This is a genomic window from Sorangium aterium (assembly GCF_028368935.1).
GTDB lineage: Bacteria > Myxococcota_A > Polyangia > Polyangiales > Polyangiaceae > Sorangium > Sorangium atrum.
On sequence record NZ_JAQNDK010000003.1, the window covers coordinates 1,537,138 to 1,563,936 of the forward strand.

Sequence of the window (26,799 nt, forward strand, 5' to 3'; positions counted from 1 at the left end):
GGAAGGGGAGCGGTTCGGCCGGACCGGGTTCTCCGATGGCGCCACGGCGGTCAGGGGTGGCTCGGCCGTGAAGGAAGCCCGTCCGCCGACGGGGCGCAGCGCGACGAGGGCCCTCGCCGGACATCGCGCACGGACATTGCGCCGGCGTGCGCGGTCAGCCCACGCCCGAGGCCACGCCCGAGGCCACGCCCGAGGCCACGCCCGAGGCCGCGCCACAGGCCCGATCGAGCCGCGGCCCCTCACGGCCCCTGCCGCCCGCCCGGATCGACCATCGGGCTGCGGCGCGGGATGCGCGCCGTTTTGGCTGCCGGGGTCACGGCCTTGCCGCCGTCGAGCGCGTCGGAGCAGCACCGGAACCCGACCTGATAGAAGCGGAACCACCGGTTGTGCGTCGACGTGACCGGGCGGCATCGCGAGCGGATCGGCCCCCAGTACCCCCCTTTCAGCGTCGATCGAAACGGCTTCTCGTCCAGCATGCCGAGCTCGTTGTTCACCCACTCGTCCACGTTGCCGGTCATGTCGCGCACGCCGAAGGGGCTGACGCACCGGCTCATCTCCCCGGACGCAACCCGGCGATCGAGCCGCTCGACCTCCGCCGAGATCTTCCATGGATCAGCGAACGTCTCGAGGACCGGCATCGAGATCTTCCTGTCGATGTTGCAGGCGTCGGGATCGCGAGCGATCCCATAAGGATAGGGCCACATCTGCGGCCCCTCGCACGCGAACTCCCACTCCTCGCCGGAGCAGAGCCGCTTGCCCTCGATCTCGCAGGCGCGCTTCGCCTCCAGCCAGTTGACCATCACCACCGGGCGGACGCCCTCGATGTTCGGGTACTCGAAGACGTCGATGCAGAAGCGCCGGTGCTGAAGGCGCCCCTCGCAGAGGACCTCCGGCTCGAACCGCGCGCAGATGTCCTTCTCCTCGTCGATGTACGCGGCGCAGTGGTGCCCGACGTACGGGCAGTAGATGCCGTCGACGAGCACCATCCCGCCGAGGCACGCCGAGCGGCTCTCCGGGTCGACGCGCACGTACGCAGGCAGCGGCGGCGGCGCCGGAGGCGCCAGCGCGGGCGCCGGCGGGGCCGGCTCCGGCGGGGCGACGCTCGCGACCGGGGCCGCGCTCGCCGCGTCGAGCTGCCCAGGCGGCCTCTGGAAGCGGGGGGCAAAGAGGAGCGCGCTCACCAGGGCGGCGACGACGAGGGCGGCGATGAAGGCGATGCGCTCGCGCATGTCAGTCGTACACGCCGTCCTTCTCGCGGTCGCGCTCGATGAACGGCCGCGGCGGCGGCGTGACGACGCCGTCGACCGTGTCCGCGCAGCAGCGGAAGCCGACCTGGTAGAACTTGAACCTCGGCCCGTGCCCTCCGGTCGTGAGGCGGCAGGTGTTCCGAACAGGACCCCAGTAGCCGCCGTTGAGCGTGGCCGGGCGCGACGTGCCCGGATCGTCGGCGAGGTTGTCGGTCCACTCGTCGACGTTGCCGGAGAGGTCGTACGCCCCGTAAGCGCTGATGCAGTTCGGGTGCGATCCGATGGGATCGGCCTGCCACAGCCGGGCGATCTCGCCCTCGCGTGTCGCCTCGTCCACCATGGCGTCGATGTCGAACTCGATCGCGGCGCGGTCGATGTTGCAAGGGCTGGGCGTGCGCACGAAGCCCCAAGGATACGGCAGGCGCTTCGGTCCTTCGCAAGCGAGCATCCACTCGGAGCGCCGGCACAGCCGCCTGCCGATCGAGGCGCAGAGCGACTTCGCCTCGTACCAGTCGACGTAGACGCGCGGGAGCTCGCCCACCCGGTTCGGCCACTCGTGGCGGTCGATGCAGAAGCGCCGGTGATCCACCGGAGCCCCGCAGCGGGCGCCGCGCCCGTACTCTGGGCAGCCATGGCCGGCTCCGTCGCCGCTGCGGGTGCAGACATACGGGAGGGATGGACAGAAATCGCCCTCCACGAAGGTCATGTCGGCGGGACACGCAGCGCGCGCCACCGGATCCGCCGCGAAGGGATCGACCAGCGGGGCCGCCGCGGCGGCACGCGGGCTCGCGCTTCGTGAGGCCGGGGCCGCACCGGGAGGCGAGCCCGGCGCGGGCGCTGCTGGCTCCCCCTGACCGACGGCCGTTGCGGGTGCTGGCGTGAGCGACGCGGGCGCCGCGGGCCCGGCAGAACGCGCCGCAGCGGGACCGGGCTCGAAGCGCCCGGACGGAGAGGGCGGCGCGAGCAGCAGCGCGTCGAGCTCGGGCGCGTACCGCGCGAGGAGCGCGACCACGCCGAGCGCAGCGCCGGCGCCGACCGCCATCAGGACACTCCTTGCACGCGCTTCCACCTGCGCGCCCTCTCATAGTCCAGCTCGCAGCGCAGCGACGTGAGAAGAATTGCAAGACAACCGGAAGACCGCGCCCGCGCCGTGCGCGGCGCGTCGCGGCGCGCGACGACGAGGCGGGGCAACAGAGCCGACAGAGCAGCGAGCGGCGAGCAGGAGCGGCGCCACGCCCGCTTCCGTGTGTGATAGCTCTCCGGTTCCCCCTATGGATCGACTGGTCGTTCGAGGCGCCCGGCAGCACAACCTCAAGAACGTCAGCGTGTCGCTTCCGCGCGACCGCCTGGTGGTGATCACCGGCCCGAGCGGCTCGGGCAAGTCGTCCCTGGCGTTCGACACCATCTACGCGGAAGGGCAGCGCCGCTACGTCGAGTCGCTCTCCGCCTACGCGCGGCAGTTCCTCGAGCAGCTGTCCAAGCCCGACGTCGAGTCGATCGAGGGCCTCTCGCCCGCCATCGCGATCGAGCAGCGCGCGCTGGCGAAGAGCCCGCGATCGACCGTCGGTACGGTGACCGAGATCTCGGACTACCTCCGCCTGCTCTTCGCGCGGGTCGGCACGCCGCACTGTCCCGCGTGCGGCAAGCGGATCGAGGCCCAGACCGTCCAGCAGATCGTCGACCGCATCCTCGATTTCGGCGACAAGACGCGGGTCACGATCATGGCGCCCATCGCGCGCGGCCGCCGCGGAGAGCTGAAGCTCGACATCGAGCGGCTGCGCCGGGAGGGCTTCGTGCGAGCGCGCATCGACGGCGAGATCGTCGATCTCGGCGACGAGATCGTCCTCGACCGGACGCGCGCGCACGACCTCGATGTGGTCGTGGACCGGATCGTGGTCAAGGACGGCATCAAGGGCCGGCTCACCGACTCCGTCGAGCTCGCGCTCAAGCTGGGCGAGGGCAGGCTGCTCGTCGACATCTCCAGCGACGGCATGAAGATCGAGCCGCTCTGGATGAGCGAGCGCTTCGCGTGCATCGACTGCGGGATCTCGCTGCCGCCCATCGAGCCGCGGATGTTCTCCTTCAACGGCCCGCACGGCGCGTGCCCCGCCTGCGACGGCATCGGCGCGAGGACCCGCATCGATCCGGACCGCGTGGTCCCCGATCCTCGGCGCACGCTCCGCGAGGGCGCGGTGGTGGCCTGGGGGCGGCGCGGCTCGCTCTCGCTCGCCACGGAGACGGAGCGGGCCGTCAGCGCGCTCGGCTGCGATCCGGACGTCCCGTGGGCGAAGCTGCCGGCGGCGGTGCGGCAGGCGATCCTCGAGGGGAGCGACGCCCCGGCCGCCGGCGGTCGGGGGAAGAAGAGGGCCGCCTACGAGGGGATCATCCCGCGGCTCGAGCGCCTGCTGAGCAGCGGCGAGCCCGCCCTCGCCGACGAGGAGGAGGCCGATCCCGACGAGGACAGCGCCGCGCTCTCCGACGAGATCGGCCGCTTTGTCATCACGCGCGTGTGCGACGCCTGCGACGGCAGGCGCCTGCGCCCGGAGGCGCTCGCCGTGCGCCTCGGGGATCGCAACATCGCGGACGTCGGCACCCTGCCGCTGCGCACGCTGCGCGTCTTCCTTGAGGGCCTCATGCCGCCCAAGGAAGGGGCGCCGCGGGCACCGGCCGATGGGCAGGCCGCGGGCGAGGCCCACGTCGACGGGGCGCTCGCGCCGCGCGAGCGCGCGATCGCCGAGCCGCTGCTCCGGGCGGTGATCGCCCGCCTCGGGTTCCTCATCGACGTCGGGCTCGACTACCTCACGCTCGACCGCTCCGCGCAGACCCTCTCCGGCGGCGAGGGCCAGCGCATCCGCCTCGCGACGCAGATCGGGGCCGCGCTCGTCGGCGTGCTCTACGTGCTCGACGAGCCCTCGGTGGGCCTGCACGCGCGCGACAACACGCGCCTGCTCGAGGCGCTCAGGCGGCTCGTGGACCTCGGCAACACCGTGGTCGTCGTCGAGCACGACCGCGACGCCATCCTCGCGGCCGACCACATCGTGGACATGGGCCCGGGCGCGGGCGTGCACGGCGGCAACGTGGTGGCGCAGGGCACGCCGGAGGAGCTGAGCGCCGATCCGGCGTCGATCACGGGCCCCTACCTCAGCGGCAAGAAGCAGCTGGCGATCCCCACGAAGCGCCGGCGCCCCGACGGGCGCTTCATCCGCGTGAGCGGCGCGCGGGCCCACAACCTCCTCAACGTCACGGCCGAGATCCCCGTCGGCCTCTTCTGCACGGTCACCGGCGTCTCCGGCTCGGGCAAGTCGAGCCTCATCGTCGACACGCTGCTGCCGGCCGCGAAGAACGAGCTGTACAGGAGCTCCGCCCCGATCGGCGCCTGCGACGGCATCGAGGGCCTCTCGCACATCGACAAGGTCATCTCGATCGATCAGGCCCCGATCGGCCGCACGCCGCGGTCCAACCCTGCGACGTACACGGGGGTCTTCGGGCTCCTCCGCGAGCTCTACGCGGGCCTGCCGGAGGCGAGGACGCGCGGGTACAAGGCGGGCCGCTTCTCGTTCAACGTGAAGGGCGGCCGCTGTGAGGCCTGCCAGGGCGACGGCGTGCTCCGGATCGAGATGCACTTCCTGCCCGACATCTTCGTGACGTGCGAGACGTGCGGCGGCCGCCGGTACAACCGCGAGACGCTCGAGGTGCTCTACCGCGGGATGTCGATCGCCGACGCCCTCGACCTGACGGTCGAGCAGGCGATCGACCAGTTCGAGGCGCTCCCCCGCGTCCGGGAGCGGCTCGCCGCGCTCGCGCGGGTCGGCCTCGGCTACATCACGCTCGGGCAGCCGGCTACGACGCTCTCGGGCGGCGAGGCGCAGCGCGTGAAGCTCGCTCGTGAGCTCGCGCGCAAGGCCACCGGCCGCACGCTCTACGTGCTCGACGAGCCGACGACGGGCCTGCACTTCTCCGACATCGAGGTGCTCACCGCGAGCCTGATGAGCCTGCGCGACGCGGGGAACACGGTCCTCGTGATCGAGCACAACCTCGACGTGATCGCCTGCAGCGACTGGGTGATCGACCTCGGCCCCGAGGGCGGCGAGCGCGGCGGGACGATCGTCGCCGCCGGCACCCCGGAGGACATCGCGCAGGAGGAGGCGTCGTTCACCGGCGCGTACCTGCGTGAAACGCTCACGGCGGCGAAGCGTCGCACCCCGCAGCCGCCGCGCGCCCGCGCGGCCGCCCGCAAATAGCAGAACGGGCGTGGCCCCGTCCCGTCCGCGCGACGCGGACCGGGAGCGGGAGCGCACGCCCGACGGCGCGGAGGCACCATCGCGCGTGGAGGCCACCGACGGGCGGCCTCCGCGCGCGGCGCAGCGTCAGCCGTAGTCCTTCTCGACCCTCTCCTGATCCTCTTTGCAGCGGATGCACAGGGTCGTCTCGGGGCGCGCCTCGAGGCGCTTCGCCGAGATCTCCTCCTCGCACTCCTCGCACTTGCCGAACGAGCCGTCCTCGATCTTCACGAGGGCCTTCTGGATCTTGTCGAGGAACGACTTCTCGCGGCCACGGAGCCGAAAGGTGAACGACTGCAGGTACTCGCTCGACGCGAGGTCCATCTCGTCAGGGAGATCGTTCGCGTCGAGCATCATGTCCTCGGTCAGCGTTTGCTTGGCCTTCTTGACGATCTCGTCGCGCTTCGTCTCAAGCAGGGTCTTGAACTTTTTCAGCTGGGCCTTGTTCATAGGTCCTCTCGCGTCGAATGCGCCGTTCGGCGCTGCCGTCCTGAGCTCCCTGGCGCATGCAAGCCGCGGGGCGCTGACCCCGGCTGCCGGGACGGGGCTTACGGCTCCGCGACATGTCCGGAGAGGCCAGACACCCCCCCGAAATTGCGAGGCGCGGGATTCTAAGCGTGGGAGCCGAGCCCGTCAACGACGCCTCCGTCGCAGGCAGAGATCGCCCGTTGTCACTGCGGCCGACGCCTCTCGATTCGCCATCAGTCGTCACGCGCGTCACGCGCGTCACGCACGTCACGCGCGTCGTCACGCGCCATCTCGCCCGCGACCGACCGGACGCTGCGGCATCGGTCGGCATCGGTTGTCGGGACAGCGTGGAAAGCATCTGCGGGAAGTCCCCGAGCCACCGGAAAAGGCGGCGGACTTGGCCTCGAATCCGCATGCTCACCACAGAGCACGCCGGAAGTGAGACGCAGCGGACGGTTTGACGAAAGGCAGCTCACGTGGAACAAATTTATCCCATATTGCTGGATTTCGATCAGAACCGAACCCCTGTCCGTCCCCGCGATGCCTCGACGGTGATCGTCCTCCGTGACGGTCACGCGGGGATCGAGGTGTTCTGCGTTCGCCGCCACGCGAGCTCGAGCTTCATGGGAGGCGCCGTGGTGTTCCCCGGTGGGAAGGTGGACGCGCAGGACGGCGCGGAAGTCTGGAGGGATCGGGCGACCGAGCCGCCAGCGCGCGCCGCTGCGTTCGCGACGGGCGAGACGCCTGCGCGAGCGCTGTGCGTGGCCGCGTGCCGCGAGACGCTGGAGGAAGGAAGCATCCTGCCGACCGATCCGCCGCTGTCGGGCGACGACGTCGACGAGGTCGGGCGGGAGCTCGCCGCCGGGGCGCCGCTCGATGCGGTCCTCGCGCGGCGTGGCCTGAAGCTCGCCCTCGCGGCGCTCGTCCCGTGGGCGCGGTGGATCACGCCCGTCGCGGAGGCGCGGCGCTTCGACGCGCGCTTCTTCCTGCTGCCGCTACCGCCGGGCCAGATCGGGCGACACGACGGACACGAGACGACGATGAGCTTCTGGGCGGCGCCGTCCGAGGTCCTGGAGCGCGCCGCGCGTGGGGAGATCCTTCTCGCTCCGCCGACTTCACGCACGCTCGAGCTCCTCGCCGCGGCCCTGGACGTGCGCAGCGCCGTGGCGCTCGCGGAACGCCAGTCGCTCTTGCCGATCTGTCCGCGCTTCGTCCCGGGCGACGGGGCCGAGCCGCCCTACCTGGCGCTGCCAGGCGACCCTTCGCACGAGGCGCGCGATCGGCGCGCCGAGGGGCCGACCCGTTATGTCCTGCGCAACGGGCGCTTCGTCGCCGAAGAATGCTGCGCACATGGATCCCTGATCCACATCAAACAGGAACGAGAGCCAGATCCACCCGTGCCGACCAGCTTCGACGCCCCCCAGACGAATGCCCCCTCCGTGCCGGCGACGCCTGATCTCGAGGAGTGAGCCATGGAAACGAACCCGAAAGAGAACACGACGCAGCCCGAGCTGTTCACCGCGAGCGACGTCGCGCGCTTCTGTCAGGTGGACCTCAAGACCATCCACAATTGGGCGGACAAGGGGGAGATCCGCCACTTCCGCACGCCCGGACGGCACCTCCGCTTCCGGCGGCTGGACGTGCTCGATTTCCTCCGAAAGTACGGCTACCCGATCCCGGAGATCCTCCGGATGGGCAAGCCGAAGGTCGTCGTGGTCGACGACGACCCCTCCGTCCTCGCCGCGCTCCGCAAGACGCTCTCGCGGCGGTTCGACCTGACCACGTTCCAGGATCCGTTCGACGCGCTCGTCGCGGTGGGCAACCTCCAGCCCGACGCGCTCATCCTGGACATCATGATGCCGGGCCTCGACGGCGTGCGCTGCCTGGAGCGGCTCCGCTCCATCGACGCGACCTCGCACATCCGCTGCATCGTGTACTCGAACCACGAGGACATGAAGAAGAACGCGACCGAGGCCGGCGCCTACGACTTCATCAAGAAGGGCGAGGCCGGCGAGCTGCGCGACTCGCTCGAGCGGCTCATGGGCCTCGAGCGAGGGTGACGCCTGCGCGGGCGACGCCTGCGCGGCCCGCGCGCGCCGGCGGCGCCCCTCACTTGCCCTCGCGGTAGGCGCGGATCGCGTTCACGATGGCGTCCGCCATCTTCTGCCGGAAGTCGGCGGTCGCGAGGCGAGCCTCGTCCTCGGGGTTCGAGATGAACGACGTCTCGAACAGCGCGGCCGGCATGTCGGCGCCCGCGAGGACGAAGAAGCCCGCGCCCCTGACGCCCTGATCCTTCGTGTCGGGGTAGCGGGGCGAGAGCGACGCGAGCGACGACCGCTGGAGGAGCTCGGCGAAGTGGCGCGAGCGGGCCGCCATGTCGCCGACATTGAGGTTCGACAGGATCGCCGCCACCTCGAGGCGGGCGCCGGGATCACCCAGATCCACGCCCTGCCCTCCCCGCTCGGCGCGGGCGGCGTTCTCGCGCGCCGCGAGCTGCGCCGACGTCGCCTCGCCGTCGTGAGGGGCCGCGAGCGAGAACGTCTGGACCCCACGAGCGCGGCCGTTCTCGCTCGCGTTGCAGTGGATCGAGACGAACAGGTCGGCGTGGAACGCGTTCGCGCGCGCGGTGCGGAGCTCCAGCGGCACGTAGGTGTCGCTGTCCCGCGTGAGGAGCGTCTCGATCTTGAGCTCGCGCGCGAGGAGCGGGGCGACGCGGTGGGCGACGTCGAGCGTCACGTCCTTCTCCCTCAACCCCGTGGGGCCGACGGCGCCGGTGTCGTTCCCGCCGTGCCCCGGGTCGATCGCGACGCGCCGGACCTCCCGCGCGCCGCCGGGGTTGTCCTTGTCGTCGCGCAGCGGAGCGCGGGTGCTCACGTCGACGACGATCCTGAACGGATCGGGGAGGTAGAAGATCCGGCGGTGCAGGTTGGCGGCGAGATCGAGGACGACCCGCGTTCCGTTCGGCTGGACGCCGACGCGCACCCGCCGCAGGACGCCGCCGACCTCGATCTCCCGCGCGACGCCGCGCGACGTCGCCCTGGCGATGTCGACGAACACGCGCGCGTCCTTGCCGGCGCTCTCGTCCGCCGCGAGCGTGCCGACGTCGAACGTCGTCGGCGCGGAGAGCTCGACCACGACGCGCGCCCCTTTGTCCGAGCCGTGCCGCTCGATCGAGGTGATCTTCACCGGGCCGGTGGGCGCGGCCGGCGCCCGGGGGGCGACGACGACATCGCCGGTGGCTTCGGCGGTCGTCACCTGCACCGGCGCCGCGCTCGCGGAGCTCGCGGGCGCGGCGGAGGAGCCCGGCGCGGGCCCCGATGCGAGCGCGAGCGCGACGCCCTCGACGCGGTGCCCCTCCTGCTCCAGCGCGCGGAGCGCGTCCCCGCTCGGCCGGTAGGCGGCGGCTTGCGCGAGCGCGAGCGCGAGCGCGCCCAGGCACTGCGAGCGCGGCGCGCCGCCGGACGGCGCGGGCGGGGCGAGGGCCGCGTAGCGCCGCGAGACCAGGTAGAGCTCGCGGTACGCGACGGCCGCGTCGTGAGCGAGCTCGCCGGCGAGCAGCGCGCGGCGGCGCTCGGCCTGGCACGCGCGCTCGACGTGGGCCGGATCGGCCGAGGCGCGGAAGGCCGTCGCCGCCGCGCCGTAGAGCTCCATCGCCTCGCGCGCGTCGGTGACCGCCTGATCGAGGCGAAAGAGCCGCATGCGAAGATCGCCGGCCAGCTCCGCGAGCGAGGCCGCCTGCGCCGGCGCCCCGGCGCGCGATGACGCGATGGCGACGGCATCGGCGATGGCGACCGTCTCGGCGCGGGGGGGGAGGAGCGCCGCCGGATCGAGCAGCGCGGCGGCGCGCTCCTCGTCGGAGATGCCGGCGGGCGCGGCCGGCGCGCTGCCCTCCGCGCTGCACCCGAAGGTGGCGTGCGCCACCACTGCAAAAAGCGAGATCGCCGCGAACGCCGGGGCGCTACGATGCAACCACGCCGAGCTGATGAGCTGTCGGCTCGCCAGTTCAGCCCCGCGCGCCGAGCGACTGGCGATGCGTCCAGGAGGTTTCACGTGCCCGACCTCACGCCCACTTCATCCACATTACCCCTCTACGCGGACCGCGCGTCGGGGGAGAGGTTTGCCGACGCGACGAGCATGGTCAACGCGTATCTCGCCCGGTACAACGCGAGCTCTCAGGGCGGGGCCAGACCTCCGAGCGGCGCTTGCGCCAGCACGCTCGACGAGACGGGATACGCGCAGCTTCAGCACGGGAGCGCGACGATCGGCGTCAACGTGCTGGAGGCTCAGGGCGTCCTGATGGTCTTCTCGCCCATCATGGCCGTCCCGCTGAGCGGGCGCGAGGCCTTCTACCGGCGTCTCCTGGAGCTCAGCTTCATCGCCACCTCCGACGCGGCCTTCGCGATCGACAAGTCGCGCAACGAGGTGGTGGTGCGCTGCCTGCGGCGCCTCAGCGCCCTCGAGTACGAAGAGTTCGAGGATATCGTCACGACGGTGAGCCAGGTCGCCGACACCTGGGATGACGCGTTGCTGCGCGAGGTGCGCGGCGGGTGAGCCGTTCGCGGTGGTTTCCGGGGGCGCCGGGGGGCGCGCGCCCCCGCCGTGCGCGGCAGCCGGTGATGCGCCGATCCGTCGCGAGATTGCGGTGCAGCAGACGCGGGTGGTAAGTTCCTCACCGCGATGACTGCGGGGGAGCAATCGACAACCGCGGAACCTGGTGAGCGCTCCCTCTCTGCGGAGGAGGCGGAGCGGATCGCTTCGTCGATCCGGCCATCCTGGGAGGGGTTCGACGAGCTGTCGGGCGCACGAGGCGACGCGCGCGGCGGCGCCGTCGCTCAGGAGCCCGGCGCACCCGCTGCGAAATCGTCGGGAGCTCAGACGGCCTCCCCCGCCGAAGCGCCTGCGGCGAAGCCTGGACCCGCGGCGGCGCCTTCTCCTGCTGCACCTGCGGCGCCCACGACGCGCGTGCTCGAAGCCCCCCCGGCCGGCGCGGTCAGCGTGCCCGACACCGTGATCGAGGGGGTCCCGACCATCGCCATCGGCGACGACCCGCCGGGGCCGCCCGCGGCGGGGGCCACGTCCCGCGACGCGGGAGCGGCGGGGGCCAGTGAGCAGGCCGGCCCCGCGCCTCAGACGCTCATCGACGCCCGGACGGCCGGCGGCGCCGCGGACGCGGGCTCCCCGATCGCCAAGGAGAGCGGCGCGGTGACGCGGGACCAGCACCCCGCGCCTGCCGGGAAGACACAGATGGGCGTGGGTGAGCCGGCGTCTGAGGCTGGCGCGCCAACCGCCGAGCCGGTGGCCGCGGGCGGCGCGCACGCCGCAGAGCCGCAGCCGCGGGTGAAGCAGTCCCCCTCCCCGCCCCCGGAGAATGAACCGCCGTCGGCCCGGCCGGCGCGCAGGGGCTCCCGCGCGGCGCAGCCGGCCAGGGAAAGCGCTGATTCCGTGGCCGCGTCCGGCGTCCGCACGGAAGACCACGATCCGATCGAGATCCCCGTGTCCACGCCGAACAAGACGGCGCTGCGGGTCGTGCTCGCCCTCGCGGGCGTGGCCTTGCTGCTCGTCGTCGTTCGCACCTTGCGTCAAGACGACGCCGGAGAGGATCCCGGGCCCCCGGCGGCATCGTCGGTGGCGGAGACACCCGCCACAGCGACAACGCCCCCCGCCGCCTCGCAGGCGCCCCACGGTGCATCGACCGCCGCCGCGGCTGCGGACGACGGCGCCTCGCCGGCGCCGAGCGCCTCAGCGCCGTCGCCTCCTCCGGCTCCCGCGGCGACGACGTCTGCCGGCGCGACGCCGTCTGCCTCTGTCGCGACGCCTCCCGCGGCCACGGCGCCTGCTTCTGCCACGGCGCCCGCTTCCACCGGGAGCGCAGCGGCGCCCGCGGTGCCAGCGACCAGGCCGACGGCGGCCCCCCCTGCACAGAGGCCCGCGCCTCCAGCGCCGGCGCAGCGTGGCACGAGCTCGACCGGAGGCAGCAAGGGCGGCGGCATCATCCGCGATGCGCCGTTCTGAAGCGCACCTCTTTCTCGCCTCGGCAGCGAGGCCTGCTGCAATCGTTCGTACCCTTTTGCGGACGCCGACGAGGCGAAGCCCGATCTGAGGAGCCATGAAAACACGCGCCTGCGCCCCAGTCCTCCTGCTCTCGCTGATCGCTCCCGCCGTGCTCACGGAGGCCGGGCTCCCCCCTTCTCTCCTCAGCGAGCCGCTGAGCTTCGCGCAACCGTCCGATCCCGTGACCGAGGTCGCGCGCCAGCGCTACGAGGAAGGGGTCAAGGCGTACGACGGCGGTCGCTTCGAGGAGGCGCGCACCGCCTTCCTCCAGGTCTACGCGCTCAAGCGACACCCGGCCGTGCTGCTCAACCTCGGACAGAGCGAGCTTCGCTCCAACCACCTCGAAGACTCCGGCAAGCACCTGCAGCAGTTCCTGCGCGAGCACGCCGCGGCGACCCCGGAGCAGCGCGCCGCAGCGGAGAAGGCGATCGCCGATGTGAAACGGAAGACCGGCTTCCTCATCGTGAGCGCCGACGCGAATGGCGCGGACATCAGCGTGGACGGCGTCCTCATCGGCAAGGCGCCGCTGCTCGATCCGGTGTTCGTGAAGCCCGGCAAGCACACCTTGTTCGCGACCTACCAGGACCGATCAGCGACCACCCAGGTGGACGCGAAGGTCGGCACAGCCACGCCCGCGACGCTCACCCTGGGGACGACCGGCGCGACGCCCGCGACGCCGCCAGTCGGCGCGCCAACCCCGGCGACGCCGGCCGGTGCGCCCACCTCAACCGCGGCGCCGCCGGCGCCAGCACCGCCTCCAGCGACGAACATCGCGCAGCCGGCGCCGGGCGCGCCCGCTCCCGGCGCGACGCCTCCTGGCGCAGCCGCGCCGAGCCCCTCACCATCACCCGCAGCGCCGGCGGGCTCCGGCGGCTTCAGCGTCTCGACGAGCAGCACGATGGGCTCGATGGGCCCGGCGCAGGCCTCCGGCGGACGCGAGCCGTTCTTCCACTGGTACGCGCGCAAGCCGCTCGCCTGGGCGGGGACCGGCGTCGCCGGGGTCGGCCTGGTCATGGGGATCGTCGGCTCGGCCATCACTGTCGACGCGCGCAGCAGCGCCGACGACATCGGGGGGCAGATCGAGGCGTACGTCGCGGGTCACCAGAGCGCGATCCCCGCGAACCGCAGGTCTCAGCCCTGTGGCGCGCGCGAAGATCCGTCGGGCGACCTGCCCGACTTCAGGAACGCGTGCGGAAAGCTCCGCGAGAAGCTCGACCGCTTTGACGGCGCGGTCCCTTGGGCGATCACCGGGTGGGTCCTCTTCGGCGTCGGGGTCGTCGGCACCGCGACCTACGCCATGATCGATTGGTACCCGCAGAAGCAGCAGACCGCGGCCGACGGGCCGCGAATCACCGCGATCGCGCCGTTCGTGGCGCCAGGTCAGGCCACCCTCAGCGTCGCGGGCGCCTTCTGACTCCACCTCCCAGGAGCCCGGCCTGGGCTCCGAAGAGAGAATCGCGAGCTACGCCGCCTTCGCGGGTTGAGCCGCCGGAAACCACAGCCGGAAGGTCGAGCCCTGGCCCGGCGTGCTCTCCACGGCGATGCTGCCGCCGTGCGCCTCCATCAGCCCCTTGACGATGTAGAGGCCCAGGCCGAGCCCCGTGTTCTTTTCGCGCGCCCGCGGGGCCTGAAAGAAGCGATCGAAGAGCCTGCCCAGATCGGCCGCCGAGATACCCGGGCCGCGATCCTCGACCGTCAGCGCCGCGCCTCCCGCCTCCGGACGGAGGGTCACGCGGATCGGCGAGCCGGCGCCGGAGTATTTGGCGGCGTTGTCGAGCAGGTTCGCAAGGATCTGCGACAGCCGGGCCGGATCGACGAAGACCTCGGGCACACGCCCCTCCACGTCGAGGGTCACCGGGTGCTGCCCGAGGGTCGGCTCGATCTCCGTGAGCAGCGCGCGCGTCGCCTCCTCCAGCGACACGGGCTGGCGCTCGAGCGAGAGCCGCCCGAGCTCGATGCGAGAGACGTCGCGCAGGTCCTGCGTCATGCGCGAGATCCGGCTGCTTATCCGGCGCAAACATTGGAGGTGCTGAACCGACACGACGACCGAGCTGTCCTCGCGTTTTGCGAGCAGCGCGTCCAGGAGCAGCGCCATGGCCGCGACGGGGTTGCGGAGATCGTGAGCGATGACGGCTGCGAACTCGTTTCGCAGGCGGTCCATCTCGCGATGGGCTTCCTGCGTGCGCTCGACCTGCTGGGCGTAGGCGATGGCCAGCGCCGACTGCGCGGCGAAGAGCCGGACCATACGCTCGTCCTCCTCCGCGAACTCGGCGCCACCATCCTTGTCGCAAAGGTAAAAATTCCCGAACACCTTCTGCCCGATGAGCACCGGGACGCCGAGGAAGGACGTCATCGCGGGGTGATGCGCCGGGAAGCCGACCGACCGCGGATCGGCGTGGATATTCGCCACCCGGCTGGGCCGCGGGTCGCGGATGAGCGCGCCCAGGAGCCCGCGGCCCTGGGGGAAGCTGCCGATGTCGCAGGCGACCTTCTCGTCGACGCCCACGTAGATGAAGTCGGAGAGCCCGGTGCCCTCGGCGTCGAGCACCCCCAGGGCGCCGTAACGAGCGCGGGTCAGCTCGCAGGCCTGCTCCACCAGGCGGTGCAGCAACGCGCGCAGGGGCATGGCGGCCTCGATGTCCATGGCCACGTCGCGGAGCAAGCGCAGCCGGTGGGCCTCGCGGCGCTCGGCGTCGCGCAGCCGCGCCTGCCGCAGCCCGAGCGCACAGGCGCCCGCCACGCCCCGGAGCAAGCGGCGCTCGATCCGGCTGAGCTTCCCCGGCTTCCGCCGCGCGAGCCCCAGCACCCCGACACGCTCGCCGCCTGCGCTCAGGGGGAACGCCGCCACCGCGTGGAGCCCGAGCTCGAGCAGGCGCAGGGTGCCGCGGAAGGCGCCCTCTGGCAGATCCTCGATGCGCGCGACCTCCTGGATGTCGCCGGTCTCGATTGCCAGCGCCATGACGCTGGCAGCCAGGTTCAGGTTGTCACCTTGCGCGAATGCCTCGGGAAGGCCGACCGAGGCGACCAGCCTGAGGCGTTCGCCGCCCTCGGTGGCGACGAGAAACACGGCGTCTGCTCGAACGGCGGCGGCCACCTCGTCGAGCAGCCCATGGGCCAGGGCCGAGGGCTCATCCGCGCCGGGCAGCGCAGTGCCGATGCTGGCCACGAGGTCGGCGAGCCGGATCGCGAAGGGCTCATCGGCGACGTTTTCGAACACGAGCAGCGCCTCGCCGGCCGACGCGCGGCAGCGCACCAGCAACAGCAGGCTGCGGCCGGTCGGTCGATCGTACCAGACCTCCTCGTCGCTGAAGGACTCGCCGCGGAGGGCGCGCCGCCACGGCAGCTCATGCTCGGCGAGGGCCGCCCGGCTCCCGAGCCGGGATAGTTCGAAGCGCTCCGACAGGCGTTCCGGGGTCGGCGACTCCATCTCCAGGAGCTCGCCCAAGGACGCGCTTGCCTGGACCTCACCCGTGCTGGTCAGCCTCATCGCTGGCCAGGGGAGCAAGGACTCCACGATCATGCAGAAGCTCTTGGTGCGCCCGAGGGCGACCGTCGAGGTCACAACGGCGGCGAGCGCTGGGCGCATCGAGATCGATGACGGGAGGTCGAGCGGCTGCTCCGCTCGTCGGCTGGAGGAGGTGCTCCGCTGCATCGGGGCGACGTCCGCCGCATCCGCCGCCCTCACCTGTCCTTCGCGACGCGAAGCAGATCCCGCATCGTCGAGCGCGGGATGTCCGCAAGCCGCGCCGCGGCGCTGACGTTGCCGCCCACCTCCTCGAAGGCGCGGAGCGCATCGGCGGGCGTGATCTTCCGGCGGACCGGGGGCTCGCGATCGGCGATGACCGCCGTGATGTGCTCGGGCAACACACGGCCGTGCGCGCGCAGCGCGGCTTGAATCAGCACGTTCCGCAGCTCTCGGACGTTGCCTTGCCAGCGGTGCGCCCTCAGCGCGGCGAGCGCGCCAGGGGACAGCTGGCGCCGGCCAATCTCGGAGCTCGCCAGGAGGTGCTCGGCCAGGAGCGGGATGTCGTCGGGCCGATCGCGCAGCGCGGGGAGCTGGATACGGCACACCGCCAGGCGCTCGTAGAGATCCGCGCGGAAGCAACGCTCGGCGACGAGCGTCTCCAGCGGCTCGCAGGTCGCGACGATGAGCCGCACGTTGATCTGCATCGCCCTCTCTGCCCCCAGCGGGCGGACCATCCCCTCCTCCACGACGCGCAGCAGCTTCGCCTGGACCTCCAGCGAGAGCGCCGCGATCTCGTCGAGGAAGAGCGTCCCGTGGTTGGCCTCGACGAACGCCCCCTGACGCTCCCGAACCGCGCCCGTGAACGCGCCCCGACGATGGCCGAACAGCTCGGATTCCGCGAGCTCGCGCAGGATCGTGGCGGCGTTGAGGACCACGAACGGCCGGTCGGCCCGGGTGCTCTCCGCGTGGATCGCCCGGGCCACGACGTCCTTGCCCGTACCGGACTCGCCGCGCAGAAGCACGGGGAGCTGGAGCGGCGCGACCCGCCGGGCCGCCGCGGCGAGCTGCCGCATGGGCCGCGAGCGGCCGATGAGACCGGGGAGCGGCGGCCCATCCTCCTCGATCACCGGCACTTTTCGAGCCGACTCGACGCACATCGCCGTGCGACCGATCTCGAAGCAGCCGCCAGGAACGAGCATCGCCTGCCGCACGCGGACGCCGCCGACGCGAACGCCGTTGCGAGAGCCGAGGTCCGTCACCTCGATCGAGGCGCCGCGGTGCGCGACGCGGCAGTGCCGGGCGCTCACCGCGGCATCGTCGAGCCTCACGTCCGCAGCCGGAGCGCTGCCCAGGGTGAGCTCGGCCCCCGGCGCGACGGCGATGCGCACCGGAGCGCCTCCGCCGGGGTGCTCGCAGCGGAGCCACACTGTGGTGAGCACGTCGTTGTCGTCCACGAGATCGATGGTGACGTCCCGGGCCGAGAAGGACTCGCCGCCGCGCACGCCAGGGTCCGCTCGATCGCCGGGCGCTCCGGCGAGCGCTCCCGGCAGCGCCACGTGGGGCGCGGCCGGCGCCGGCGGCGGCGCGGACGCCGCCCTATCGCGGTGAGCAGAAGTGAGGGGTCTGGAAGGGCTGTCGTGGTCGCTGCCGGTCGGTGCGTTGTCCATGTCCAGGAGGTCTGTCGTCGGCACGCGAGGCGCAGTTGCGTCGAGTCGCGTCGAGTCGCGTCGAGTCGCGTCGAGTCGCGTCGAGTCGCGTCGCCCGCGCCGCCCGGGCGACATTCCTGCTCGTCGGCGCGCGCCCCCTTTGCGCTCTGGACCGCGCTGTTCTAGAGGCCGTTCGTGAGATCGCGCTCGACAAGGTGGACCGCGCCGGCGCTCGGCGTGGCGGCAGCGGGCTGGGTGCTCTCGGCCAACCAGGCCCTCGCCCAGCCCGCAGATCAAACGACGGCCGCAGCCGAGGTAGCTGAGGAAGAAGAGGCCGGGCCGGAAGCCGGGGTGAAGCGCCCCGCCGGGCCCGACGAGCGGAGCGGACACCTCCTGCTCCAGGGACGAGCCGGGTACAGCCAGCCCTTCGGCGGCATGGCCGCCGGTCAACCGGTCACCGACACGGTCTCGGGCGGGTTCGCGTTCGGCGCCAACCTCGGCATCGGCTTGAGCCGCGTGACCGTCCTGGAAGCAAGCGGCTCCTACACCCTGCTCCCGGCAGCGGCAGGCTGCAGCGACTGCTCCGGCCGAAGCCTCGACCTGGGTCTGGGGTTCGTCTACCACGTCGCCCAGGGGATCGCGGTCGACCCCTGGATCAGCTACGGCGTGGGGTACCGGCGAACGGTCTTCACATCGCCGGAGGCCTCGGCGGCCGGCTCGACGGCGACCGATCGTGTGTTCCACGGTCTCGATGTCGCCCGCGTCGCGCTGGGCGCCGACTTCTACCCGGCGCCGATCCTTGGCGTCGGTGTGTTCGCCGAGCTCGACGCCGGCACCTACCTCTCGCGCCCTGACGAGGGCTCCGACCCCACGGCTTACGGATTCTTCCAGATCGGTGTGCGCCTCGCGCTGGATCCCCTACCCCGGGGCACGCGACCACCGGCGGCCTCGGCCGGTACGTCACCGAGGATCGCCGCTCAGGCGACCGCCTCCCAGGGAGCAGCCCGCCGCTAAAGCAGCCGGAATGTGGGCGGTCGAGAGCGAGGGGCAGGTATAATCTGCCGCGAATGGGCGAGTTCAGGACGAGCAGCCGCACCCGACCCGTCGCGGCTGCCGTGACCGACGTAGGTCGCCAGCGAAAGCACAACGAGGACAACGTCCTCGTGAAGTCCGAGCTCGGCCTCTTCGTCGTGGCGGACGGCATGGGCGGGCACAACGCGGGCAACGTCGCCAGCGCGCTCGCGACCAAATCGCTCGACAACTTCTTCGAGGCGACCCGCGCCGGCAGCCTGCCAGGCCCCGTCCCGGCCGACGAGCAGGAGCTCGATCCGGAAGCGCGGCGCATCGTCGCGGCGATCCGCAAGGCGAACCACGATGTGTTCGTCATCTCGAACACGTACACCCAGCACCAGGGCATGGGCTCGACGGTGGTCGCCGCCTACGTGTCGTGCGAAACCGAGCAGATCCACGTCGGGCACGTCGGCGATAGCCGCTGCTACCGGATCCGACACGGCGAGATCGAGCAGCTCACGAAGGACCACTCGCTCATCAACGACGCCCTCGCGCTCAAGCCCGACCTGAGCCAGGACGAGCTGGCGCGGCTCCCGAAGAACATCATCACGCGCGCGCTCGGCATGAAGGACGCCGTGAAGGTCGACATCCGCTCGGAGCCCACCCAGCCCGGCGACGTCTTCCTGCTCTGCTCGGACGGGTTGAGCGGGATGATCTCGGAGCAGCAGATGCTCGATGTGGTCGACATCACCCAGGATCCGCACGAGGCCTGCGAGCTCCTCATCGAGATGGCCAACGAGGCGGGCGGGACCGACAACATCTCGGCGCTGATCGTCCGCATCCAGCTCGACGCGCAGGAGGAGCGGCAACCGAACAGCGCCGAGCTCGACGACACCCGGCCCCTCCACGTCGATGAGTTCGGCGACGCGCTTCCGCCCGCGGTGGTCAACGACGCACAGCTCCCGGGCGAGGAGGTCGATCTCGACGCGGCTGCCTCGTCAGACAGCGAGCGCATCGCGGCGCACCAGATCCACTCCATCGCGGACAACGGCCTGCGGAGCCACGCCCACGGCGCGCCGGGCGCGGTGTCGCGCATGGCCGCCGCGCCGCTCACGGATCGGCGCTCGCGGGCCGCCGCTGGCTCCGGCCGCTACGCTGCCGTGACGACGGCGGCGAGGCCTCCCGTGAAGGAAGCCCCGTCATCGAAGCCCGCGAAGCGCCAGACCGAGGTGCGGGTCGCGCGGTGCGCGCACTGCAAGCACGAGCTCTTCATCGGCAACCGGTTCTGCGTCGAGTGCGGCGCCCCCATCAAGCCGTGAGCAGCGCCGCGGGCGCTTCGTCCGCGTCGACCTGCGCACCGCCCCGAGCGCCGGTCGCGCGCAGCGGCCGACGCAGCGGGGCCGACGCGCAGCAGATCACTTGACCGCGAGCAGCTCGACCTCGAAGACGAGGGTCGAGTTCGGCGGGATCACGGGGGGGAAGCCGCGAGCGCCGTAGCCGAGCTCCGGCGGGATCGTCAGCTTGCGGAGGCCGCCGATCTTCATGCCGGCGACGCCCTGATCCCATCCCTTGATCACCTGCCCGGCCCCCAGCTTGAACGAGAAGCCCTGGCCCGGGCGGTCGCGCGAGCTGTCGAACTTGTTGCCGTTGGTCAGCGTGCCGACGTAGTGCACCGTCACGAGCTGGCCGTGCTTCGCCTCGGCGCCTGTGCCTTCCTTGAGGTCCTCGATCCCGAGCTCTGCTTGCATGGTCGATTCCTTTCGGCGCGATGGGAGGAGCGCTGCGCGGTCGCGTCAAGCCGAAGCAGCAGACGAGCTCTCCGGACGAGCGTCCGCGAGCGCGAAGACGCTCGGGAAATCGTGGCTCAGCCGCCGAAACCGGGGAACGTGAACACGGGCGCGCCTCCGGTCATCCGCCAGGTGTTGGCGGTCTGCTGGACGACGGGCTGCCGCAGCAGCGGGTGCGGGTGCGTCTGCTCGAAGGCAAACAGGATCGAGGCGGGCGTGAGCTGATCGAGCGACGCGAAGAAGCCGAGCGTGAGCATCGCGCCCCCCTCGGTCCAGCGGTACCCCTGCTGCCGCGCGCCAGCGGAGAGCAGGTTGTTCACGCCCGCCACGTCCGCCGCGATCTCGTTCGGCTGGTTGAAGATGGGGAGCGTGCGCGACAGCATCCGCCCGAGATCCGCGGGCGTGACGCCCCGGCTCCCCCCCTGCCCGTTCGCGCAGCCCGTGTGCCCGAGGTGGTGGTGGCCGAGCTCGTGGCCGAGGACGAACGCGAGCTGCTCGTCGTAGAGCTGGCGCTGCCGCTCGACCTTGCGCGCGTCCGTGTGCTGCACCGGATCGATGAAGCCCGCCGGCGGCCGGACGATCGGCTGCCCAGGCCGCTGTCGCTGCGCGAGCATCCGCAGGAACTCGTCGAGCTTCCTCGTCCCGAAGACCTCGTCGGTCGCCTTGAACTGCGCGATCTGCGCCTCTACCTCGAGCAGCCCGTCGGTGATCGCCATGAACGGCATCCGCTGGTCGTCACAGCCGGCGAACGCGTTCACCTCGCCCACCGTCGGATCGGCGATGAACGGGATGCCCCTCACCTTCTGCTGCGAGGCCGCCGGCAGCGCGCCGATCAACGCGCCCATGACGACGCCGGCCTCGGACTGGAGCCAGCCGATGTTGATGTCGTTGATGGGATCGCCGAGCACCGGCAGCCCCGGCATCGTGGGCACGCTGAAGGTAGGCGCCGGCACGGGCCCGGTCTGCGCCGGCGGATACCCGGGCTGCTGCGGATACCCGGGCTGCTGCGGGTACCCGGGCTGCTGCGGGTACCCGGGCTGCTGTGGGGGAGCCCCCTGCTGGGGCGCGCCGTAGGGAGGATAGGCCTGGCCGTAGGACGGCTGAGACGCAGGCCGGCGCGAGCTGCCTCGCTGACAGCCTGCGACCAGTCCGAGAGCCAGAACGAAGGCGCCGATCGGTCGAAGCAGATTCATCGCCGCGAGCATAGCGCACGGCGAGGGGGTCATCCTCGCCGCGCCGCACGCAAGATCTCGGCGCGCAGTCGCGGCGCCGCGGCGCCGCGATGAGCCGAAAGCCGGGCGCCGCGCGTCAGGCGCAGGAGGACCGATGAACAGACACCGTGCCTGGTCTCCCGCGGCCGCCACCCTGTGGATCAGCGCCGCCGCGCTCTCGGGCTGCGGCGGAGCCTCCGTCGCCCAAGCCCCCGTGGCGCCGGAGGCCGCCGGTGCGACCTCGATGTCGCCGCACAAGGGAAGCTCGATCGAGACGGCCGATGATGCGCTCGCGGAGCTCGAGCGCGCGGAGGACGAGCTCGATCAGGCGATCGGCGCGCCCGCGCAGCGCGACGAGGGCCGGGCCGTGGCGGAAGCGGCGCCGCCGGGAGCGCCGCCGCAGGCGGCGCCTTCGCCGCCGAGCCCGAGCGTACCCGACAGCCGCACCGCGCCGTCACCGCGGGCGACGGCCGCCGGCGGCGAGCCCCCGGCCAAGAAGCTCGAGGCCGAGCCGACGTCCGCGCCGCCGTGTGAGACAGCGTGCCGCGCGCTCGCGTCCATGAGCCGCGCCGCGCAGCACCTCTGCGGGCTCGCCGGCGATGCGGACCAGCGGTGCGATGCCGCGCGCGCCCGGGTCAAGAGCGCGACGGACCGGGTCGAGGCGCGGTGCCCGCGCTGCGCCGAGCTCTGAGCCTCGACCAGCGCCGCACCGCCGGCAGCGCCCGCTCGATATGAGCGGTGCTGCCGTCGTGCACAGCCGTATCCAGATCGAGACGGGCCGAGCGCGCCTTCCGCTCGGACGACGGCGTCAGGGGCCCGGCGCGAGGAGCTGAAGCAGCCGCACATTTTTGTACATCTCCCCGAGCGAGCCCGCCGCCACATGGCCGGCCTTCGCGAGCAGCTCGATCTCCTCGGGGCGCACCTCCGCCTGCACCGTCAGCCGGCCGGCGCCCGGCTCCACGGCGAGCGTCGCGCGCTTCGCGATCTCGGCGAGCGCCGCCCCGGATTCCGGGCCGACGAGCGCCTTCAGCGCATCGACGTTCGCGCGCTTCTCCTCGAGGAGCTTCCGTAGCTCTTCGGCCGCGTCGGCCGACGCGGCGTCGATCGCGACGGTCACCGAGAGCCCGCCCTTCGTCGAGACGCCGACGGTGACGGCGCGCGGGCCCGTGGAGCCGGTGAGGATCGCGCGGAGGCTCGGCTTGCTCTCGGAAAGGAGGGCGACGCCCAGGAGGGGACGATCCCACCCGATGTGCGCGAGGCGCGACGTCGCCTCGTCCCGGCTCGCCAGCGACGTCCCGGCCTCCTCGGCGTCGATGCTCGCGCGGATCTCCGGCTCGGCGCCGTACAGCAGGATCGACCCGTTGCGCACGGCGATCGCGTCCTCGCCGGCGCGGAGCAGGTACTTCACGCCTTTGTACTCTGCCTGGACGTAGCTGTGCGTCGCCAGCCGCTCCGCGAGCTTCTGCTCGTTGAAGCGCCCGCGCGCGACCACGAGCGACGGGGCAACGACCAGCTTGTCGACGTCGAACCCGAGATCGATGCCCGTCGCCTTCTTGATGTCGTCTCGGGTGCGCTCGATGTGCAGCCGCACCGCGCCCCCCTCCGCGCCGAGCGCCTGCAGGTCGATCTGGTGAGGGTCGACGATCACCACGCCGGGGGCGCTGCCTTGGACATATTCGAGCAGCGATTCGTCTCTCGGGAATGTTGCGGCGCGGAGGTGCGCCACGCCGAAGCCGAGGAGCCCCGTCTGCTGGGCGAGGACGACGATGAGCACGAGGCCGACGAGCACGATGTACTTGGCCTTGCCCCGCTTCTTCGTAGCTCCGGCGACCTGGACCGGCTTCGACGCGCTCTCGGTGCTCATCTGTGCTCGCTGCGCCCTCTCTGGGATGCCGCACGCCGCCAGGGCCCTGCGGGGACCGCCTCCGCAGGACCGCGAGCGCCGCTCGTGGACCCGGGGCGCGCTGCGGCAGAGCATAACCGGAAGCGAGACGCCGGCCAGGCCTTCCGCCGGGGCCTCTGGCCGGTTAGAACCGACGCGACGTGCCTCGATCCTCGTCCTCCGATGGCGGCGGCGCGCTCGCACAGCCGAGCGATAGCTCCGTGCTGCCCGCCGCCCTCGGCCGCTACCACGTGCAGCGCCTCCTCGGCGAGGGGGCGATGGGGCGCGTGCTGCTGGCGCACGATCCGCTGCTCGATCGCGACGTCGCGCTGAAGCACCTGCGCGACGACCTGCGCATCCCGCGCGACGTCCGCGAGCAGCTGATCGTGAGGATGCGCCACGAAGCGCGCGCCGCCGCCCGGGTGACCCACCCGAACCTCGTCACGCTCCACGACGTCGGCGAGGACCCGGACTTCGGGCTCTACCTCGTCTTCGAGTACGTCGAGGGGCCGACGCTGAAGCAGCACCTCCTCGAGCGGCCGCTCTCGGCGGCGCAGGCGGCGCGCCTCGCGCGCGAGCTCGGCGAGGCGCTCACGATCGCGCACCGGGCAGGCATCGTCCACCGCGACATCAAGCCGGAGAACATCATCCTCTCGATGAACGGCGGCAAGATCGCCGACTTCGGCATCGCGCGGATCCCGGACTCGACGCTGACGCACCAGGGAGGGCTCATGGGGACGCCCGCGTACAGCGCGCCGGAGACGTTCCGCGTCGGGAAGTTCTCGCCCGAGAGCGATCAGTTCTCGCTCGCCGCCGTCATGTACGAGGCGATCTCCGGGAGCCGCGCGTTCCCGGGCGACGACGCGGTCTCGGTCGCGTCGCGGATCGCGACCGACGAGCCGCCGCCGATCGCGAGGGAGCTCGGCCTCCCGCCGTCGCTCGATCAGGTGCTCGCGCGCGGGCTGTCGAAGCGACCCGAGGACAGGTACCCGAGCTGCGACGAGTTCGGCGCCGCGTTCGCGAACAGCCTCGAGTGGGCCGCCTCCAGCCAGATGCCGAGGCGGATGCTGGACAGCGCCGTCACGGCGACGCCGGCGCTGTCCGCCGAGCCAGCCGCGGTGCGCGCGGATCCGCTCGACATCAACTTCCCTCCCCGCGAGCGGAAGGCGGGGCAGATCGCCGTGGGCGCGGCCGTGGTCGTGGCCACGGCCGCGCTGCTCCTCCACACCGCGCTGCGATCTGCAGACGCGCCCGCCGAGGAGCCCGCCGTCGGAGCAGCGCCGAGCGCGTCGTCGGCGACGACGGCGCCGCGACCGCGCCCCGCGCCGTCGACGCGGCCTGCGCGCCCGAAGCACGACCCCGCCGACACCACGGCGCGCGCGACGGTCAGCGCGGAGCCCAGCGCCGCGGAGCCCAGCGCGAGCGCGCCGGGCAGCGCCGCGCCCTCGCCCGTGTCGACCCCGCTCCCCGAGGACGAGCAGGCCGCGGACGCCGGAACGCCGGAGACCGACGACCTCGACGTGCCAGAGGCCACAGAGCCCGGCGCGCAGGACGCCGGTGGTGCCGATGCTGCTGCGCGTTGAACGCGTGACATCGCGGATGCGTTGTCACGCGGAAAAAACTCCCGTAAAGGAGCCCGAGTAAGCACCGTCGCTGTCCTGCACGGCCGACGTCAAGCGGCTCGCTGGGTCCATCGCAGGACCCGGAGAGGCGCCCTGGATTCACGCCGACCTCTGCCCTAGCGACTGTCTGAATTGCTGTTCTGCCCCTTGAGATCTCCGCGATGACTACCCTGACAAACGGCGACGATCTCCATCTGTCGCTCTACCGAAAGATGTTTCAGATACGCCGCTTCGAGGAAGAGGCGGCCCGCGCGTACGCGCAGAGCAAGATCGGTGGGTTCCTTCACCTGTACATCGGTCAGGAGCCCATCGCCGTCGGTGCCTCCGCGGCGCTCCGCCCCGACGACTACGTGATGACCACCTACCGCGATCACGGGCTCGCGCTCGCCCGCGGGATGAGCCCGCGCGCCGCGATGGCCGAGCTCTACGGCAAGGTCACCGGGTGCTCGAAGGGGCTCGGCGGCTCGATGCACTTCTTCGACAAAGAGCACAACATGCTCGGCGGCTACGGCATCGTCGGCGGGCACATCCCCATCGCCGTCGGGACCGCGTTCGCGTCGAAGTACCGCGGCGAGGACCGGGTCTCGATGGTGTTCTTCGGCGAGGGCGCGGTGAGCATCGGCGACTTCCACGAAGGGATGTCGCTCGCGGCGCTGTGGAAGCTGCCGATCGTGTTCGTCTGCGAGAACAACGAGTACGCGATGGGGACGCCGCTCTCCCGGACGCTCTCGGTCGAGGACGTCTCGCTGAAGGCGCTCGCCTACGGGATGGAGCGCGATCGCTTCAACTCCGAGCACGTCCTCCAGGTGCGCGATCGCCTCGCCGAGGCCGTCGCGCGGGCGCGCACGAACTCGGAGCCGACGCTGGTCGAGATCAGGACGTACCGCTTCCGGGGCCACTCGATGAGCGATCCCGGCAAGTACCGGACGAAGGAGGAGCTCGAGGAGCGCAAGAAGAAGGACGTGCTCCTCCGCTCTCGCGTCGAGCTCGAGGAGAAGGGCCACAAGGCCGCCCTCGAGGCGATCGAGAAAGAGGTGGAAGACGAGATCACCGACGCGATCCGCTTCGCCGAGGAGAGCCCCGAACCCGGGCCCGAGGTGCTCGAGCCCACAACCTATGCAGGACCTTTTGCGCGATGACCGTCCTAAGATTCCGTGAGGCGGTTCGCGCCGCCATGGTCGAGGAAATGGAGCGCGACGAGCGGGTGTACCTCGTCGGCGAGGAGGTCGGGCACTACCAGGGCGCCTACAAGGTGACCGAGGGGATGCTCGACAAGTTCGGGAGCAGGCGCGTGATCGACGCGCCCATCACCGAGAGCGGGTTCACGGGCATCTCGATCGGCGCCGCGATGGTCGGGCTCCGGCCGATCGTCGAGTACATGACGTGGAACTTCTCCGCCGTGGCGTTCGACCAGATCCTCAACAACGCGGCGAAGCTCCGGCAGATGTCCGGCGGGCAGCTCAGCATCCCGCTCGTGCTGCGGGCGCCGAACGGCTCGGCGAAGCAGGTCGGCTCGCAGCACTCGCACGCGATGGAGCACTTCTACGCGCACGTCCCCGGCCTCAAGGTCCTCGCGCCCGCGATGCCGGCGGACGCGAAGGGTCTCCTGAAGTCGGCGATCCGGGACGACAACCCGGTGCTCTTCATGGAGAGCGAGACGCTCTACGGCGTGAAGGGCGAGGTGCCCGACGATCCCGATTTCATCGTGCCGCTCGGGGTCGCGTCGATCGTGCGCGAGGGGACCGACGTCTCGATCATCGCGTGGAGCCGGATGGTGCACGTCGCGATCGAGGCGGCCGCGGAGCTGGAGAAGGAGGGCATCAGCGCGGAGATCGTGGACCTGCGATCGCTGCGCCCGCTCGACGAGGAGACGATCGTGAAGAGCGTCACGAAGACGCACCGCGCGGTCGTGGCGCACGAGGGCTGGCCGTACGGCGGCGTCGGCGCGGAGATCGCCGATCGCATCCAGCGGCTCGCGTTCGACGAGCTGGACGCGCCCGTGCTGCGCGCGACGACGCTCGACGTCCCGATGCCCTACAACGCGCGGCTGGAGCAGTACGTGATCCCGCAGGCGTCGCGGATCATCGAAAATGTTCACCGCGTTCTCTACAAAAGCTGACTGAGCGGA

General features: G+C 71.8%; 21 protein-coding genes. 12 read left to right on the top strand and 9 right to left on the bottom strand.

The window, feature by feature from the left end; translation table 11 throughout:
* Window positions 1-239: 239 nt before the first annotated feature.
* Entirely contained in the window at window positions 240-1,229 is a 990-nt protein-coding gene (locus tag POL72_RS30050) for a formylglycine-generating enzyme family protein (protein ID WP_272099538.1), read from the bottom strand.
* A gap of 1 nt (window position 1,230) precedes the next feature.
* The gene (locus tag POL72_RS30055) at window positions 1,231-2,289 is read right to left on the bottom strand and encodes a formylglycine-generating enzyme family protein (protein ID WP_272099540.1); all 1,059 of its coding nucleotides are present in this window, start codon (window positions 2,287-2,289) and stop codon (window positions 1,231-1,233) included.
* Window positions 2,290-2,518: 229 nt separating this feature from the next.
* Between POL72_RS30055 and uvrA the strand changes: the two genes are divergently transcribed.
* Entirely contained in the window at window positions 2,519-5,488 is a 2,970-nt protein-coding gene (gene uvrA / locus POL72_RS30060) for an excinuclease ABC subunit UvrA (protein WP_272099542.1), read from the top strand.
* Between the two features lie 126 nt (window positions 5,489-5,614).
* Here the strand turns inward: uvrA and POL72_RS30065 are convergent, their stop codons facing one another.
* Window positions 5,615-5,977, bottom strand: a complete 363-nt coding sequence (locus POL72_RS30065; RefSeq protein ID WP_012236416.1) for a TraR/DksA family transcriptional regulator — start codon at window positions 5,975-5,977, stop codon at window positions 5,615-5,617.
* 494 nt (window positions 5,978-6,471) lie between these two features.
* On the opposite strand from POL72_RS30065, the gene POL72_RS30070 reads away from it, so the two are divergent.
* On the top strand, window positions 6,472-7,464 hold the full coding sequence (locus POL72_RS30070; protein WP_272099544.1) for an NUDIX hydrolase: 993 nt from the start codon (window positions 6,472-6,474) through the stop codon (window positions 7,462-7,464).
* A gap of 3 nt (window positions 7,465-7,467) precedes the next feature.
* The gene (locus POL72_RS30075; RefSeq protein WP_012236418.1) at window positions 7,468-8,055 is read left to right on the top strand and encodes a response regulator; all 588 of its coding nucleotides are present in this window, start codon (window positions 7,468-7,470) and stop codon (window positions 8,053-8,055) included.
* Window positions 8,056-8,104: 49 nt separating this feature from the next.
* On the opposite strand, the gene POL72_RS30080 is transcribed toward POL72_RS30075, so the two are convergent.
* On the bottom strand, window positions 8,105-9,916 hold the full coding sequence (locus tag POL72_RS30080; RefSeq protein WP_272099547.1) for an N-acetylmuramoyl-L-alanine amidase: 1,812 nt from the start codon (window positions 9,914-9,916) through the stop codon (window positions 8,105-8,107).
* Between the two features lie 129 nt (window positions 9,917-10,045).
* Between POL72_RS30080 and POL72_RS30085 the strand changes: the two genes are divergently transcribed.
* The 3 genes from POL72_RS30085 (at window position 10,046) to POL72_RS30095 (ending at window position 13,460) form a co-directional block, all read left to right on the top strand.
* The gene (locus POL72_RS30085; protein ID WP_272099549.1) at window positions 10,046-10,546 is read left to right on the top strand and encodes a YbjN domain-containing protein; all 501 of its coding nucleotides are present in this window, start codon (window positions 10,046-10,048) and stop codon (window positions 10,544-10,546) included.
* Window positions 10,547-10,957: 411 nt separating this feature from the next.
* Complete coding sequence (locus tag POL72_RS30090) at window positions 10,958-12,007, top strand: hypothetical protein (RefSeq protein WP_272099551.1); 1,050 nt, start codon at window positions 10,958-10,960, stop codon at window positions 12,005-12,007.
* A 94-nt stretch (window positions 12,008-12,101) separates the two neighbouring features.
* Complete coding sequence (locus POL72_RS30095) at window positions 12,102-13,460, top strand: peptidase associated/transthyretin-like domain-containing protein (RefSeq protein ID WP_272099553.1); 1,359 nt, start codon at window positions 12,102-12,104, stop codon at window positions 13,458-13,460.
* A gap of 48 nt (window positions 13,461-13,508) precedes the next feature.
* Here the strand turns inward: POL72_RS30095 and POL72_RS30100 are convergent, their stop codons facing one another.
* Window positions 13,509-15,731 (bottom strand): sensor histidine kinase, encoded by a 2,223-nt coding sequence (locus tag POL72_RS30100; protein WP_272099556.1) that lies wholly within the window; start codon window positions 15,729-15,731, stop codon window positions 13,509-13,511.
* Window positions 15,728-17,203 (bottom strand): FHA and sigma-54 interaction domain-containing protein, encoded by a 1,476-nt coding sequence (locus POL72_RS30105; RefSeq protein ID WP_272099558.1) that lies wholly within the window; start codon window positions 17,201-17,203, stop codon window positions 15,728-15,730. The genes POL72_RS30100 and POL72_RS30105 overlap by 4 nt, the downstream gene beginning before the upstream one ends.
* A 150-nt stretch (window positions 17,204-17,353) precedes the next feature.
* Between POL72_RS30105 and POL72_RS30110 the strand changes: the two genes are divergently transcribed.
* Both POL72_RS30110 and POL72_RS30115 read left to right on the top strand, forming a co-directional pair.
* The gene (locus tag POL72_RS30110) at window positions 17,354-18,172 is read left to right on the top strand and encodes a hypothetical protein (RefSeq protein WP_272099560.1); all 819 of its coding nucleotides are present in this window, start codon (window positions 17,354-17,356) and stop codon (window positions 18,170-18,172) included.
* A 101-nt stretch (window positions 18,173-18,273) separates the two neighbouring features.
* Window positions 18,274-19,488: a Stp1/IreP family PP2C-type Ser/Thr phosphatase gene (locus POL72_RS30115; protein WP_272099562.1), complete on the top strand. Its 1,215-nt coding sequence runs from the start codon at window positions 18,274-18,276 to the stop codon at window positions 19,486-19,488.
* 96 nt (window positions 19,489-19,584) lie between these two features.
* On the opposite strand, the gene POL72_RS30120 is transcribed toward POL72_RS30115, so the two are convergent.
* Window positions 19,585-19,917, bottom strand: coding sequence for an FKBP-type peptidyl-prolyl cis-trans isomerase (locus POL72_RS30120; protein ID WP_272099563.1), 333 nt, complete (start codon window positions 19,915-19,917; stop codon window positions 19,585-19,587).
* Window positions 19,918-20,033: 116 nt separating this feature from the next.
* Complete coding sequence (locus tag POL72_RS30125; RefSeq protein ID WP_272099566.1) at window positions 20,034-21,149, bottom strand: M48 family metalloprotease; 1,116 nt, start codon at window positions 21,147-21,149, stop codon at window positions 20,034-20,036.
* 133 nt (window positions 21,150-21,282) lie between these two features.
* Here POL72_RS30125 and POL72_RS30130 point away from each other — a divergent pair, with 133 nt between their 5' ends.
* The gene (locus POL72_RS30130) at window positions 21,283-21,858 is read left to right on the top strand and encodes a hypothetical protein (RefSeq protein WP_272099568.1); all 576 of its coding nucleotides are present in this window, start codon (window positions 21,283-21,285) and stop codon (window positions 21,856-21,858) included.
* Between the two features lie 117 nt (window positions 21,859-21,975).
* On the opposite strand, the gene POL72_RS30135 is transcribed toward POL72_RS30130, so the two are convergent.
* Window positions 21,976-23,031 carry a hypothetical protein gene (locus tag POL72_RS30135; RefSeq protein ID WP_272099570.1) on the bottom strand — a complete coding sequence of 352 codons (1,056 nt, stop codon included), beginning with the start codon at window positions 23,029-23,031 and terminating at the stop codon, window positions 21,976-21,978.
* A 239-nt stretch (window positions 23,032-23,270) separates the two neighbouring features.
* On the opposite strand from POL72_RS30135, the gene POL72_RS30140 reads away from it, so the two are divergent.
* The 3 genes from POL72_RS30140 (at window position 23,271) to POL72_RS30150 (ending at window position 26,790) form a co-directional block, all read left to right on the top strand.
* The gene (locus POL72_RS30140) at window positions 23,271-24,632 is read left to right on the top strand and encodes a serine/threonine-protein kinase (RefSeq protein WP_272099571.1); all 1,362 of its coding nucleotides are present in this window, start codon (window positions 23,271-23,273) and stop codon (window positions 24,630-24,632) included.
* A gap of 200 nt (window positions 24,633-24,832) precedes the next feature.
* Window positions 24,833-25,810, top strand: coding sequence for a pyruvate dehydrogenase (acetyl-transferring) E1 component subunit alpha (gene pdhA / locus POL72_RS30145; RefSeq protein WP_272099573.1), 978 nt, complete (start codon window positions 24,833-24,835; stop codon window positions 25,808-25,810).
* A complete protein-coding gene (locus POL72_RS30150; RefSeq protein WP_272099575.1) occupies window positions 25,807-26,790 on the top strand; it encodes a pyruvate dehydrogenase complex E1 component subunit beta in 984 nt (327 codons plus the stop codon). Before pdhA ends, POL72_RS30150 begins: the two co-directional genes overlap by 4 nt.
* The last annotated feature ends 9 nt before the right edge of the window (window positions 26,791-26,799 follow it).

Coding starts and splice junctions, on each gene's coding strand:
- POL72_RS30050 (WP_272099538.1), bottom strand. CDS start 1,229: ATGCGCGAGCGCATCGCCTTCATCGCCGCCCTCGTCGTCGCCGCCCTG.
- POL72_RS30055 (WP_272099540.1), bottom strand. CDS start 2,289: ATGGCGGTCGGCGCCGGCGCTGCGCTCGGCGTGGTCGCGCTCCTCGCG.
- uvrA (WP_272099542.1), top strand. CDS start 2,519: ATGGATCGACTGGTCGTTCGAGGCGCCCGGCAGCACAACCTCAAGAAC.
- POL72_RS30065 (WP_012236416.1), bottom strand. CDS start 5,977: ATGAACAAGGCCCAGCTGAAAAAGTTCAAGACCCTGCTTGAGACGAAG.
- POL72_RS30075 (WP_012236418.1), top strand. CDS start 7,468: ATGGAAACGAACCCGAAAGAGAACACGACGCAGCCCGAGCTGTTCACC.
- POL72_RS30095 (WP_272099553.1), top strand. CDS start 12,102: ATGAAAACACGCGCCTGCGCCCCAGTCCTCCTGCTCTCGCTGATCGCT.
- POL72_RS30120 (WP_272099563.1), bottom strand. CDS start 19,917: ATGCAAGCAGAGCTCGGGATCGAGGACCTCAAGGAAGGCACAGGCGCC.
- POL72_RS30125 (WP_272099566.1), bottom strand. CDS start 21,149: ATGAATCTGCTTCGACCGATCGGCGCCTTCGTTCTGGCTCTCGGACTG.
- POL72_RS30130 (WP_272099568.1), top strand. CDS start 21,283: ATGAACAGACACCGTGCCTGGTCTCCCGCGGCCGCCACCCTGTGGATC.
- POL72_RS30135 (WP_272099570.1), bottom strand. CDS start 23,031: ATGAGCACCGAGAGCGCGTCGAAGCCGGTCCAGGTCGCCGGAGCTACG.
- pdhA (WP_272099573.1), top strand. CDS start 24,833: ATGACTACCCTGACAAACGGCGACGATCTCCATCTGTCGCTCTACCGA.
- POL72_RS30150 (WP_272099575.1), top strand. CDS start 25,807: ATGACCGTCCTAAGATTCCGTGAGGCGGTTCGCGCCGCCATGGTCGAG.